12 protein-coding genes are annotated in these 12,743 nt (G+C 56.0%); 5 read left to right on the forward strand and 7 right to left on the reverse strand.

Annotated elements, in window-relative coordinates; genetic code table 11:
* Window positions 1-44 precede the first annotated feature (44 nt).
* Window positions 45-731: a TIGR04211 family SH3 domain-containing protein gene (locus tag HQL76_11355; GenBank protein MBF0109763.1), complete on the forward strand. Its 687-nt coding sequence runs from the start codon at window positions 45-47 to the stop codon at window positions 729-731.
* On the opposite strand, the gene HQL76_11360 is transcribed toward HQL76_11355, so the two are convergent.
* The gene (locus tag HQL76_11360) at window positions 726-1,259 is read right to left on the reverse strand and encodes a thermonuclease family protein (GenBank protein MBF0109764.1); all 534 of its coding nucleotides are present in this window, start codon (window positions 1,257-1,259) and stop codon (window positions 726-728) included. The genes HQL76_11355 and HQL76_11360 overlap by 6 nt on opposite strands.
* Complete coding sequence (locus HQL76_11365) at window positions 1,256-3,073, reverse strand: UbiD family decarboxylase (GenBank protein MBF0109765.1); 1,818 nt, start codon at window positions 3,071-3,073, stop codon at window positions 1,256-1,258. Before HQL76_11365 ends, HQL76_11360 begins: the two co-directional genes overlap by 4 nt.
* 85 nt (window positions 3,074-3,158) lie before the next feature.
* On the opposite strand from HQL76_11365, the gene HQL76_11370 reads away from it, so the two are divergent.
* From HQL76_11370 to ubiB, 4 genes are all read left to right on the forward strand, one after another.
* Complete coding sequence (locus HQL76_11370; protein MBF0109766.1) at window positions 3,159-4,190, forward strand: DUF475 domain-containing protein; 1,032 nt, start codon at window positions 3,159-3,161, stop codon at window positions 4,188-4,190.
* An 80-nt stretch (window positions 4,191-4,270) separates the two neighbouring features.
* The gene (gene ubiE, locus HQL76_11375) at window positions 4,271-5,020 is read left to right on the forward strand and encodes a bifunctional demethylmenaquinone methyltransferase/2-methoxy-6-polyprenyl-1,4-benzoquinol methylase UbiE (GenBank protein MBF0109767.1); all 750 of its coding nucleotides are present in this window, start codon (window positions 4,271-4,273) and stop codon (window positions 5,018-5,020) included.
* 3 nt (window positions 5,021-5,023) lie between these two features.
* On the forward strand, window positions 5,024-5,731 hold the full coding sequence (locus HQL76_11380; GenBank protein MBF0109768.1) for an SCP2 sterol-binding domain-containing protein: 708 nt from the start codon (window positions 5,024-5,026) through the stop codon (window positions 5,729-5,731).
* A 5-nt stretch (window positions 5,732-5,736) separates the two neighbouring features.
* Window positions 5,737-7,371, forward strand: coding sequence for a 2-polyprenylphenol 6-hydroxylase (gene ubiB / locus HQL76_11385; protein ID MBF0109769.1), 1,635 nt, complete (start codon window positions 5,737-5,739; stop codon window positions 7,369-7,371).
* 237 nt (window positions 7,372-7,608) lie between these two features.
* On the opposite strand, the gene HQL76_11390 is transcribed toward ubiB, so the two are convergent.
* The 5 genes from HQL76_11390 to HQL76_11410 all read right to left on the reverse strand — a co-directional run bounded on the left by HQL76_11390 (window position 7,609) and on the right by HQL76_11410 (window position 12,706).
* Entirely contained in the window at window positions 7,609-8,007 is a 399-nt protein-coding gene (locus HQL76_11390; protein ID MBF0109770.1) for a hypothetical protein, read from the reverse strand.
* A gap of 125 nt (window positions 8,008-8,132) precedes the next feature.
* Window positions 8,133-9,515, reverse strand: coding sequence for an HlyD family efflux transporter periplasmic adaptor subunit (locus tag HQL76_11395; GenBank protein MBF0109771.1), 1,383 nt, complete (start codon window positions 9,513-9,515; stop codon window positions 8,133-8,135).
* Window positions 9,505-10,176, reverse strand: coding sequence for an efflux RND transporter periplasmic adaptor subunit (locus HQL76_11400; protein MBF0109772.1), 672 nt, complete (start codon window positions 10,174-10,176; stop codon window positions 9,505-9,507). The genes HQL76_11395 and HQL76_11400 overlap by 11 nt, the downstream gene beginning before the upstream one ends.
* Before the next feature lie 182 nt (window positions 10,177-10,358).
* Window positions 10,359-10,943 carry a hypothetical protein gene (locus HQL76_11405; GenBank protein MBF0109773.1) on the reverse strand — a complete coding sequence of 195 codons (585 nt, stop codon included), beginning with the start codon at window positions 10,941-10,943 and terminating at the stop codon, window positions 10,359-10,361.
* Window positions 10,940-12,706: a TolC family protein gene (locus HQL76_11410; GenBank protein MBF0109774.1), complete on the reverse strand. Its 1,767-nt coding sequence runs from the start codon at window positions 12,704-12,706 to the stop codon at window positions 10,940-10,942. The genes HQL76_11405 and HQL76_11410 overlap by 4 nt, the downstream gene beginning before the upstream one ends.
* Between the last annotated feature and the right edge of the window lie 37 nt (window positions 12,707-12,743).

Raw genomic sequence — 12,743 nt, forward strand, 5'->3', positions numbered from 1 at the left:
TGGTTCGCAAAGCAATCGTGCAAACAACAAACCAACGTTGGTCCATGATGGTTCACTTCCTTCGTCACCGCCCGGTCATGATCCGTCGCTTTGCCGCAATGTTGGCGACGATGGGGATCGGGTTGTGTTTCCTCGCGCCAGGACTGGCCGCTCCCGAGGGATCGGGCAACATGAGCTATGTTGCCGACAGCGTGGACATTTCCATGCGCAGCGGACCCGAAGTCAATTATCGAATCATTCGCATGCTCAAGAGCGGAATGAAATTGCGCGTTCTGGAAAAAAATGGCAATGGTTGGAGTCGGGTTCGCGACGAAAATGACAAGGAAGGCTGGATCCTCGACCGGTATCTGACCGACAAGGTTCCGGCGTCACTGCGGGTGGCGGATCTGGAACTGGCGGTGGAGACCCTCCGGGGAGAAAGAGATGCCCTGGAGAAAAAATATAATGAAGTCCGGCAAAGCAACCTGAGCTTGAATCAGGACCGGGCAGAGTTGGAACGTCTGCGTTCCCTGATGCAGAATACCCTGAAGGTGGACAGTGAAAACAAACAGTTCAAGCAGAAGATCGATCAATTGAACAATGAATTGATGCAGGCCATGGATGAAAAACGATTGTTGGAACGTCAGTCGGACACTTCGTTTTTCGTTTCCGGGGCGACGGTGTTGGGGTTGGGGATGCTGGCAGGATTCATCCTCGCCAGGAAACGGCGCAATCCTTACAATTCTTTATGATCCTGGAGAACCATTGCCAACAAAATGGTTTCCTCGGCGCCGATGATCGCGGCGCCATTCCCAGGGGGGAAGCGGATCGGGCATGGCCCAAAGGCCCCGCCGCTCGCTTCGCGCTTTCTTTTCCAATTTTTTCAACGTCGAATCCCTGGAATACCTCGGGTCCCGCCAGGCAAGTCCCGCCGCGACCAGTTCCCGATTCAGACTGTGGCCGTCGTTCAGGATGACCTCCGCGACGATCCGGTGATAGAGATCCAAACCCGACATCCGGAAGGTCACCGTGCGACCCATCACTTTTTTTTTGACGAAACGGGTCGCCTCCGTGGCAAACGGTTGACCTTTCTCCGGGGTATCGATCCCCTGGAGCCGCAGGGTCAGGAGACGACTGCCAACGGCAACTTTCATCGAATCCCCATCCTGGACAAAAACGACACGTCCTTGACGGGAGGGCGTTTCCGTGGCAGCGCCGACGAGGGGCGAGGCGACGATGGAGGAGAGCGACAAACACACGATCTTCAACAATTTTTTCATTCTTGAAATCCGTATTCCCTCCAGCGTCGATCGACCTTCGCGACCGTTTCCGGGTCGGGATGCAAAGGTTTGCCCCAGTGGCGTCCTGTTTCGGCAAAGGTTTTCCAGGTGGCATCGATGACGAAACGCCCTGTCGTTTCATCGACCGACAGGTCCCGTCCCGGATCGGTCCGGGTGGCCATGGACCAGAGAAGGTCTTCCCATGAATCGATGCGACAATCACTGTCGATGATCCAGAACTGCCTGGGCCCGGTCCGGGCATCGACCTGTCGCAAAAGGATTCGGGCCGTCGTCGCGCCGCGTTCGGGCGTTTTGCCATCGACGCGGACGACCGCCAGGGTTCCCTCGAACCACAGATGGATATTGTCGATGAAGCCGTGGGTGGCGACAAGATCGGCGACCCATTCGCCCGACCGCGCTTCACCTGGGAAGGATGGAATGGAATCACATTCGATGCCGGTTTTGGTCGTGGCATCCATGCCAAGTTTGCCACCCAGACCATTGTGGCAGGAAGCGAAATCAAGATAATCGATCGGCGTGTGCCGCAACAAAACCAGGTCCCGTTTGCCATGGCAGTGGCGCACCATCGCCGCCATGACCGCCGCCGGGTCCTCAAGGGAAACCGTGTCATCGACGACGATGACATATTTGGTATAGAGAAACTGCCGCAGAAAACCCCAGATGGCCATCATGACGCGAAAGGCGTGTCCGGGATAGCTTTTTTTCAAACCGACGAATGCCACCCGATAGGAAGCCGCGGCCATGGAAAGATGAAAACCGCTGATTTCAGGGAATTGTTTTTGCAGCAAGGGGGTAAAAATGCGGTTCAGGGCGACGGCCAGAATGGCCGGTTCATCCGGAGGTCGGCCGGTATAGGTACTGAGGTACAGGGGATCGTGACGCATGGTGATCCGTTCCACCGTCATGACCGGAAAAAATTCCACCTCGTTGTAATATCCGGTGTGATCGCCGAAAGGCCCTTCCTGGGCCCGTTCGTCAAGATCGATGGTCCCTTCCAGGATGATTTCGGCGGTGGCGGGAACCGGAAGGCCGGGATACAACCCCTTGGTGGTTTCGACCCGTCGTTGCCGCAACAGGCCGGAGAAGGCATATTCGGACAGGTTTTCCGGAACCGGAGTGACGGCGGCAAGCATGGTCGCCGGATCACAGCCGATGGCGACCGCGACCGGCATCTTTTTTTCATATTCGGCAGAATGCAGGGCCCCCCCTCGATGTTTAAGCCAGCGCATGATGACTTTGTTTCGTCCGAGGACCTGCATGCGGTAGACCCCGATGTTGACCGGCCCGCCGCTCTGTCCGCGGGTGATGACCAGAGGCCAGGTGATCAGGCGACCCGCATCTTCGGGCCAGCAGGTCACAATCGGCAACAGACCAAGATCCACCCGATCGCCCGAAAGAATCGTTTGCCGGCAGGGTGGACGAAAGACCCGCTTGACCGGCATGAATCGACCCATCGCATAAAGCCGCGCCAGCCGAAGGAGGTCACCAGGATTTTTGGGAGGATCGGGTTGTTTCAAACGTGCCAGCGCTTCGCCCAACGCATGCAGTTCTTCAGGCTCACGACCCAGGGCCATGCCGATCCGGCGGGCGCTCGCGAACAGATTGACGACGACCCGCATCGACGATCCGTTCACCCGGTGAAACATCACCGCCGGTCCCCCCGAAAGAAGCAATCGGCGACTGATTTCAACGATTTCCAACCTCGGGTCAACCGCGACCTCGACATGGACCAGTTCGCCGTGGCATTCAAGAAAAGAAAGAAATTCCCTGAGATCGGAAAATGCCTTGGACATGTGATCCTCCCATTGATCGGCAAAGTAAAGAACAGAATCATTTCCGACTCTATCAAGCCAAAAAATAATACCTCGGGAGCGACCCATGCGCCATTTCGGTTTTTCAATCATGGTCTCTCTCATGCTCCTTGCCGTGGCGGGAGGGTGGGGATTCCACAATGCCGGACTCGCAGGACTGGTCCACGCCCTTTGGATCACCCTGATCCTGGGTGTCCTGGAGGTCTCGCTCTCTTTCGACAATGCGGTCGTCAATGCCTCGGTACTCAAACATTGGTCCCCGTTCTGGCAAAAGCTGTTTCTGGGTCTGGGCATCCTGGTGGCGGTGTTCGGCATGAGACTGCTGTTTCCCCTGGTCATCGTTTCCCAGGCCACCGGCCTGGAGTTGATGAAGGTCTGGAATCTGGCTCTGGTGGATCCACATGAATATTCGCGGCATCTTGGCGCAAGTCATGCGCAGGTGGCCGCCTTTGGCGGAATGTTTCTCCTTCTGGTTTTTTTGAACTTTTTTTTCAACCAGGAAAAGAAGATTCACTGGTTTTCCCCCCTTGAAAAACATCTGCCCCGTATCGGAAAAATGGGACCGGTAACGATCATCCTGGCATTGCTGTCCCTGCTTGGGACCGTTTCCCTTGTTTCCCAGGAGACTCAAGATTGTGTCCTTCGCTCCGGGGTATGGGGAATCGTGGTTTATGGCACGGTTCGACTCCTGAGCGATTTTCTCGAAGGCGATGAATCGGATGGCGGCGCCGGACATGTGCTCATGCGCGGAAGTCTCGGTGGTTTTCTCTATCTGGAAGTCCTCGATGCCTCCTTCAGCTTCGATGGCGTGATCGGCGCCTTTGCCATCACGACGGATGTGGTCCTCGTCATGATGGGATTGGGCATCGGCGCCATGTTCGTCCGGTCGCTGACCGTTTTTCTTGTCCATCGGAAAACCCTGGCCAGATACGTCTACCTCGAACACGGCGCCCATTATGCGATCGGCGCCCTGGCCGTCATCATGCTGTCAAGCATCAACGTTCATGTCCCTGAAATGGTCACGGGATTGATCGGCCTGTTCCTTATCGGTCTTTCCCTGATTTCATCCTTCCACGCCCGAAAAGTGAATGGGGCATGAAGGGATATTCCCAAAACGGGCGTATGTTGTGTTATCATATCGCGTTTGAATTTTGAACGTTGCATGAGGGAGTGCTCGAAATGGCCGATAACCCGACGACCCACTTTGGATTCAGTGAAATACCCTTGAATGAAAAAGTGGATCGTGTCCGCCAGGTCTTCGATTCGGTGGTGGACCGATACGACCTGATGAACGACCTGATGTCCCTCGGGATTCATCGTCTGTGGAAGCGTTTTGCCATCCGTCGCCTGCGCATCCGTCCGGGACAGAAAATCCTCGATGTCGCCGGCGGAACGGGAGATCTGACCCGATTGATGCATCCCCGTCTGGAAGGAAACGGAAGCATCATCGTCTACGACATCAATGCCAACATGCTCGAAAAGGGGCGCGCTCGACTGACCGATCAGGGGATCGTGACCGGCATCGAGTGGATTCAGGGCAACGCCGAAGAATTGCCGTTTGCCGACAATTCCTTCGATATCGCCTGCATCGGCTTTGGCATCCGCAACGTCACCCAGATCGAGGCGGCCATTCAGGAAATGATTCGCGTCATCAAACCGGGTGGAACGTTTCTTTGTCTTGAATTTTCCAAAATCTCCATCTCCATCTTGCAACCCCTCTATGACGCTTATTCCTTTAAAATTTTGCCCGAACTGGGACAGCGAGTCGCCAACGATCGCGATTCCTATCAGTACCTGGTGGAATCGATTCGCCGTTTTCCCGATCAGGAAACCTTTGCCACCATGCTGAAAAATAATGGTTTATCGGGAGTGCGCCATCATAATCTCACCGGCGGCATCGCCGCCGTTCATCATGGATGGAAGGTCTGAATCATGATCATGTCCCTGTTGTCGGCCCCATTGAAAATCATTCCCCAACCGGTCACGGCGGTCTCGCTCGGTATTGTCCTCAATCTGTTTTTTACCCGCTATCCAGAGTTAAAAAAACGTCTCGGAGAACTGGATGGAAAAATTTTTCAGTTTGAAATCGAAGATATGGCCGAATCATTGTTCATGAACGTCGATGAAAAAGGTGAATTGCGCATCCACACCTATTGCGACACCATTCCCCATGTCACCATGTCGGGAAACGCGGCGGCATTTCTTTCGCTGTTGTTTCACACCTCGGATCCAGATTCATTGTTCTTTTCAAGACAGCTCAAATTATCGGGAGAGACCGATACCGGACTTCGTTTCAAGAATCTTCTGGATAACGTCGAAATCGACTGGGAACGGGAGCTCGCTGTCCTGGTAGGCCGACGGGGGGCCAAAACCCTGATGGATCTGGCCCGGAAATCGCGTCAGGCGGGCCTTCAGGGAAAAGAACGGGTTGAATCGGAGGTGGAATCCTGGCTTCTGGGACAAGGATTTCCGTCGCGCAACCAGTTGCAGGAATTCGCCAAGGAAGTCGATGTCCTGAACGAACGTTTTGAAAAGCTCGAAAAAAGCGTGACCCGCCTGGGGAGAAAGCGTGCCGTGGCCGGCAGTGGCGTGGCAACCGGCGGCAACGTTCCGGATGCTACCATCAACGCCCCTGACTGAAAACGATGATCATCCATTACCGCACCTTCAAACGATTGCTCGGCATCATCTGGGTTCTGGCCCGATACCGCATCGAATTTCTGAACGAACGGTTTCTCGTCTATCAATTCATCGCCTGGCTCGTGGGATTCAAGCCGGGCATCGAAAAAATGCGTCGGGAATTGAGTCCTCCGGCACGGCTGCGATGCGCCCTGGAAGAACTGGGACCCACCTTCATCAAATTTGGCCAGGCCCTCTCCACCCGGATGGATGTGTTGCCGGAAGATGTGGGGCTGGAGATGAAAAAACTCCAGGATGATGTCCCGCCCTTTTCGTTTTCCATCGTCACCCAGATCGTCGAAGCGGATCTGGAAGGGACGTTGTCTCGTTTTTTTGTCGATTTCGATCCGGTTCCCGTCGCCTCCGCCTCCATCGCCCAGGTGCATCATGCCACCACCCAGGGGGGCCGGGATGTGGCAGTCAAGGTATTGCGTCCCAACGTCGCCGAGCTGGTCGAAACCGACATTCATCTGTTGACCACCCTGGCCAAGCAGATCGATAAATATATTCCCGACTGGAAGCGATTTTGTTTGCGTCGCGTGGTGGAAGAGTTCGCAACTTCCATTCGCAATGAAATGAACTTTCAGGTCGAAGGTTCCCGGGCGCACAAATTCAGGGAAAATTTTCAGCTCGATCAGGAGTTGCGTGTGCCGACGGTCATCTGGGAATTGACGAGCACCCGGGTCTTGACCATGGAATGGCTCGATGGCATTCCCATCGACGAATTGACCCGTCAATCCCATCCCGATCTTGATCCGACCCAGGTATCGAAAAATTTGATCGTCAGTTTTTTCAAACAGGTCTTTCGCGACGGTTTTTTTCACGCCGACCTTCATCCGGGAAATATTTTTGTGCTTAAGGATGGGACGGTGGCCATTTTCGATTTTGGCATCGTCGGTCGCATTTCGGTGCAGGATCGGATTTGGCTTGCGGAATTGTTGCAGGGGTTCATCATTCGCGACTACCGCAAGGTGGCCGAGATTCATCTGGCGGCGGGATTTGTTCCGCGGCATACCAATATTGATGAATTCGAGGATGCCTGCCGTCAGATTGCCGAGCCTATTTTCGGGCAACCGCTCAAGGATATTTCCATTGCCCGATTGTTGGCGCAATTGTTCAAGGTGACCGAGCGGTTCGACATGGCGGTCCAGCCGCATCTTTTATTGTTGCAAAAAACCATGTTGACCCTGGAAGGGGTGGGGCGCGAGATCAATCCCGAATTGAACATGTGGGTTTTGGCCGAACCCCTGATCCGTGACTGGATGGTGGACAACATGGGTCCGAAGGGGAAGATCCGGTCGGTTCGCGAGCGGTTTCGCACTTTTTCCACGGCGGCGGTGCAATTGCCGGAACTGGCGATGCGCAGCGTGGAAAAACTTGCCAATGACCAACTGGCCATCGAGGTGTATGGCGAATCGTTGGAACGGTTGGAACGGCGTTTGTCCACGGGGTTGAAGCGGTTGAGCATGGCGGTGACGGGGGCCGGTTTGTTCATGGGGGGGGCGATCATGGCGGGTTCCGATCTGCCGATTGCCTGGTTTGGTCCGCCACTCATGCTGGCGGCGTGCTATTTTTTCCTGGCGGTCATGCCCAACCGATGAGAACATGATGCCCTTCGGGAAAAAATAAAAACCCTGGGAAAAATCCCTGGAGACTTTTTTTCTTAAAAAGGTTGCTTTTCCGATACGTAAACAGAGGATTCTTCCTCTTCGATCGCCGGCTCATCTTGGCCTTTGGGTTTTTCTTTCCGTTCGGCTTTCGATTGTGCAAATCGCCGCTTTCCTGATCCGCTTCGATGAGATCCTGGGACGAATCATTAACGGAAAAAGAGTTCACAATCATGTTCTTCTTGAAGGTTCCAACGGAAGAAGATTTTTCCGTTTTTGGTTCAGGTCTCTTCGGGATTCCTGGAGGTCCTTCACAACAGATCTACCTGCCACACGAGCAGCTGCCTGCATCACCTTCCTGCCATCCTGGTAAATCCGCGAACCATCCTGCGACAACGCAGCGATTGCCATCTTTATCGATGCGTCATGCAGCGTGTTGCGCATGGAGGCGGCATACAGCGTGTCGCACTGCGGAAGTGTGTTCTCCACATCGGAAAAAACCAGCCCGCCCTTTTTGAAGGATGGCACTTTGATCGTGACTGAGCCGTCCTTTCGATGCTCTACCCGTTCCCTTGTTTCGGGAGCCAGGTTCAGGATGCTGCTCATTCCCTCAAGAAAAGCCCGATTCATGACTGTCACCTCAAAAAATTCGTCCCTCCGCGGCAAGCCGCAATGCATATCAGGATACCACTTGGACCCAATAAAATCACTGGGGTTCCCGCATCATCCTTTGCAAATGCAGTGCCTGGATTATTCTACCATCCCGTCTTCTGACGCAGGAAGGCCAGGGGGCGGCGCAACAGATAATACCACAGCCGCACCCGCGCCCCCTCGATCCGTGCGGCGCCCCGCAATCCCAACCGCACCCCGTCCACCTCCCCCTCGAATCGGGCGCGAAAACGAAATCCCAACAACCCTTCCGGAGAAGGACGCGCTTCGAAATCGGCCATCACAAGTCGGGCCGCCAATGGTTGATGCGGATGAATGTTCAAGAACATCCCAACCCTTGTCCCCCGTTCCAGGGCGATGGCATCGGCAACGGGAATCCACCCCTCCACTTCCACCTTTCCCGGATCGGCCAGAACCATCACCGATTCACCTACCCGGACCGGTCGTCCCAGCCATTGGTTGGGATCGTTGAAGACGGCCACCCCGTCACGCAAGGCACGGACTTCGACCAGGGCCAATTGTCCCGCCGCAAACCGAACCTCCGCCTCCTTCATCGCCACCGCAGCCTCCAATAAAGCGACTTCGAAACGGCTCCGATCATCATGAAAACCTTTTCGTCGCGCATTTTCCAGATTGGCCGCTTCCACCTCCAATCCTTTCAGGGCAATTGCATGACGGTTTTCAAGTTCCGTGTCCTCAAGGCGAAAAAGTGAAGTTCCCTCGCGGACTTCCTGATTGGGCTGGACGAAAATGCGCGCCACGACGCCATCCAGGGGTGCGTTCATGGCCACCGGATCGATCGGGACGATCCGCGCCGGGGCCAGGACCGTCAGGTGGACCGGAATGAAAGCAAACACCGTCACGACCGTCAACGTCAGGAAAACGGCCCCTCCCGGCTTCAAACGTCGCAACCAACGTCCGGGATGAAGAAGACATCGCCCGACGACAAACCGTTCCCAGGTCTCCCCGAAACTGCCCCCCAGATGCCCGAGGAGCCACAATTGACGTGGGGAAAGCGGTGTGTCGCAAAACCAGATGATTCCCGCCATGGGGGGACCGGAAGGAGAAACCAGGAACACCCAATACCCATGGGGCGGCAACCATTGTTCCCACAAAAAACGCTGCGCCGCCGAAAGACGGGTGGTATCGATGCGTTGCGGCTGGAAAAGAGGTTCCTCGAAGGTCCATTGGTGCAACAGGGCGGTCAGCCATGAAAGAAACGGTCCCTGCGGGTCGGGATCGACAACATGCGACGCCCCCTGGACCCGCCAGCGCTTTCCCGCGAAACGCCCGAACAAAACCGCCATCCGAAAGGAAAACAGGTTCCGGGTTTCGTCGAGCATGATGCGAACCGCCACCTCCCGGGTCGGCGCTTTTCTCAAGGAATGTTCCAGGCCGAGCAATGACTCCAACCATGCCGCTTCGTCGGCTCCGGTTCCGGGATGGAGCGAACGACGATCATCGACCATGGGCATCGACTTCTGGAGATGTCGGTCCCGGAAAAAAGGCCATGCCGCTCATTCCCGCCAGAAGTTCGGGGAAAACCCCCTTGATCGAACCCCAGACCCCCAGGGTTTGACTGGCCGGATCGACACGCGCCCCAATGGCGGTCACCCGTGCCGGATAACCCGGTCCCCCCTCCTTGAGACGAAATTCAAACGGAATGTCGGGCCGGAGCCATGAAGACCAGGCCCACGGGACATACATGGAGATTCCGAGGGGACCAAGGGCGATGATGTCGAGAAGCGGCGCTCCCGCGGCGACGCCATCGAAGGGCTGGACATGCCGTTTGCCGACCCGACCGTCGAACGGGGCGTGAAGATCGCATTGCCGCACCAGAACCTGGGCCATGCCGACATCGGCGCGCGATTTTTGCACCATCGCCTCGGACAAGGCCAGTTCCATTTGGCTGGCGCTATCGAGTTCCGCCATGCGGCGGTTGACCGCATGTTTTTTTTCCGCAATGTGCAGATCGGCCTGGTCCTTGGCCAATTGCGCCTTGGGCATCGCGCAGTCGAAAACCACCAGAAGATCCCCTTTCGAAAACGAACCTCCCTCCCGGACATGGATCACCTCGATCCGCCCCGCCATGCGGCTCGAAAGGGTGGCAAAGGCGGCAGGTTCCAGCATGGCCCGCTGCACACCGGATTCAGACTGGGCCGACGTTGGGAAAAAAATTCCCGAAAAGAAAATCAAGGACACCCAGGCATGACGACCTGAAGAAAAACAGCGACGATCCGTCCGTAAAGAGGTCTTTCCCCCCCGGCGGGATGTGTGACAAAATCCAAGGATTTTCAAGGATGACCTCTTGTTCAATATTCCGGACGTTGCCAATCATCATAACGCCCCTTGACGGAGCGTTCGACGAGATGACTTCTGGGAATGGCAAAATCATGTGCCGCAAGGACATGTCCGTCACTACGGACGATTTTCGCGGTGACATAGACATGATCCTGCACGACCGAATAGGTCCCCACCAACAGGGCCTGGGCATTCTGTTCGCGGCTGATGTGTTTCAGGGAGCGTGACAGGGCAAATTCTCCGGAAGTCGAATGGATGTACAATTGTTCCCGCAATTTAAGTTCGATGAAGGCAAACCCCTTCTGCGTTAAACGCGAAGCGATCTGCTCGGCGATCAACCGGCCAAAAGTCGAGGTTTTATCAAGATTGTCCAGTTCGACGAAACTGGCCACCAGCAACGGTTTGTCGCTCTGAAGGGGATTGAGTTTTTGATCGATTCCCTGACCCAGGTTGTCTACCAGACGGTCCGCCGCCGGATGGGTGAATTCGATAAGGGAGGGTTTGTAACTTTCGGTGACGCATCCCGAGAGAAATCCGACCATCATCAGTGTCAGAAACCATCGAAAAGATGCCAGTAAACCCATTGAAAGAGTCATTGATCGACAAGAATCCATTTTTTTGTCCCCTCTGAAGAGTTCGAGGCGGCGGGTGACGCGAAGCCCCTGACGGTTTTGCCGGAGGCGTCCGCAGCGGATGGAGCGGGAATATTGGGGTTCGTGTCTTGATCCCCCACCAGCGGCCAGCGGCGTGGACTCAGAGGACGCGGTGGCGGTGCGGAACGTCCAAACCAGGGCATGATGGCGTCAAACCGGTCTGTGCCCGTGGCGGGAGGAGTCCATTCGAGGGGTCGATCGGGATGGCGTTCCTCATGAACAAACCGGGCCAGGGCGCGCAGATCCCCCCCATGCACCACTTCGGGAGGGGGAAGTTGTTCGAGTCCGACCGAATGAAGAATCATGCCGTAGGCGTTTTGCAGTTCGGCGTAGGAACGGTCCCGTTGAATGGCCGCCACCAACCCTTCGACCTGCCGCCGTTCCAGGGCAAGGGAGGCCCCGCCCCGAACTGATTTGGCTGCCGATTCACGCAGCGTCTGCCGTTTTTTCAGGGCATACAATTCATCGGCAAGGGCGAAATCGCTTTTGGCCTGTTGGAAATCCTGAACCGCCAGATTGACCTGTGTCAAAATTGTCATGGCCATCGCCAGACGGCGGGCCATGGCCAATTGTTCGCCGATCCGGGCCGTCTGGAAACGTTCCGGAGCGGCGAACAGATCGTTGAGGCTGTAACTGAGTTCCCAGGCGACCTCGCCCCATCCCGAATGCCTGAGATAGCGGTTGTCATCGGCGCGGCCTGCGAGGGTGGTTTCCAGTCCGGGAAGGATCTTGAGCAATGCCACCCGGGTTTCCATGGCGCTGATCCGCTGTCGATAATCCTCTTCGAGCAGTTCCGGACGGCTGACCATGGCCAGCTCTTCCAACTGCCCGGTTGAAAAACCAACTTCGGGGACCTCAAGATGGTCCCGAACCGAAAGATCCAGCAGCCAGGGGGTCCCCGGACGAATGTTCATGAGCGAGGCCAGACGTGTCTTGGCCTGAAGCAACTGTTTTTGCAGTTCCACCATGAACTGGATCTGCCGCAGCAATTCTTCCTGATCGTCCATTGTTTCATCGGAAGATCGCAACCGTTCCCGTTCCAGCCGTCGTGATTTTTCGAGCGCCAGTCGCGCCGTTTGCAGCCCCGATTCCACTTCCGGAAGGAGCGCTTCGGCGCTGAGAGCCTGCCAAAAGGCAAAGCGAACGTCGCGAACGATGTCGAGGGCCACCTTGCGCTGCCGTTGCGCCGCGATCAGCAGGTCGTCCGCCTGCTGGTGGGCATGGATGTAACTGACGCCGAAATCGAGCAGATTCCAGACCAGGGTCGCATCGCCCGAGGTGTAGATTTTTTCCAGGGAGGTGGAAAAACCGCTGGCCGTGGTCCCACCCTCGATGGGATCGCTGAAACTGGCAGCATCCCGGGTCCGCTCATGGCGGGTCAACGAGCCGCCGATCACGGGCAAAAGTTGTTGCAATGCCAGATTCAGCCGGCCATGCGCCAGGGCGGCCTCGACCATTTTGACCCGTTGTTCCAGATTATGGTTCAAGGCCATCTTCAAGGCATGTTCCAGGGTGACGGGTTGTCCGGGCCGGGGGGCCTCGATCTGCAATTGTTCCTGATCATGCAGCGCCCGATCGGCGATGGCCTGTGCCGGCAAGGGAGATGGTTGTACCGAACAGGCGTTGATCAGCAGCGACACCCATCCAAGAACCAAAAGACGCGGCAGGTGAAGTGATGATGTCGGGTGTCTGTCGAAAGCGATCACGGTACCTCGATCTCCAGAACGGATGCGCTTGAAAGAG

Source organism: Magnetococcales bacterium (genome assembly GCA_015228815.1).
Taxonomy (GTDB): Bacteria; Pseudomonadota; Magnetococcia; order Magnetococcales; family UBA8363; genus UBA8363.

Coding starts and splice junctions, on each gene's coding strand:
- HQL76_11380 (MBF0109768.1), top strand. CDS start 5,024: ATGATCATGTCCCTGTTGTCGGCCCCATTGAAAATCATTCCCCAACCG.
- ubiB (MBF0109769.1), top strand. CDS start 5,737: ATGATCATCCATTACCGCACCTTCAAACGATTGCTCGGCATCATCTGG.
- ubiE (MBF0109767.1), top strand. CDS start 4,271: ATGGCCGATAACCCGACGACCCACTTTGGATTCAGTGAAATACCCTTG.
- HQL76_11395 (MBF0109771.1), bottom strand. CDS start 9,515: ATGGTCGATGATCGTCGTTCGCTCCATCCCGGAACCGGAGCCGACGAA.
- HQL76_11355 (MBF0109763.1), top strand. CDS start 45: ATGATGGTTCACTTCCTTCGTCACCGCCCGGTCATGATCCGTCGCTTT.
- HQL76_11405 (MBF0109773.1), bottom strand. CDS start 10,943: ATGACTCTTTCAATGGGTTTACTGGCATCTTTTCGATGGTTTCTGACA.
- HQL76_11370 (MBF0109766.1), top strand. CDS start 3,159: ATGCGCCATTTCGGTTTTTCAATCATGGTCTCTCTCATGCTCCTTGCC.
- HQL76_11400 (MBF0109772.1), bottom strand. CDS start 10,176: ATGCTGGAACCTGCCGCCTTTGCCACCCTTTCGAGCCGCATGGCGGGG.
- HQL76_11390 (MBF0109770.1), bottom strand. CDS start 8,007: ATGAATCGGGCTTTTCTTGAGGGAATGAGCAGCATCCTGAACCTGGCT.
- HQL76_11365 (MBF0109765.1), bottom strand. CDS start 3,073: ATGTCCAAGGCATTTTCCGATCTCAGGGAATTTCTTTCTTTTCTTGAA.
- HQL76_11360 (MBF0109764.1), bottom strand. CDS start 1,259: ATGAAAAAATTGTTGAAGATCGTGTGTTTGTCGCTCTCCTCCATCGTC.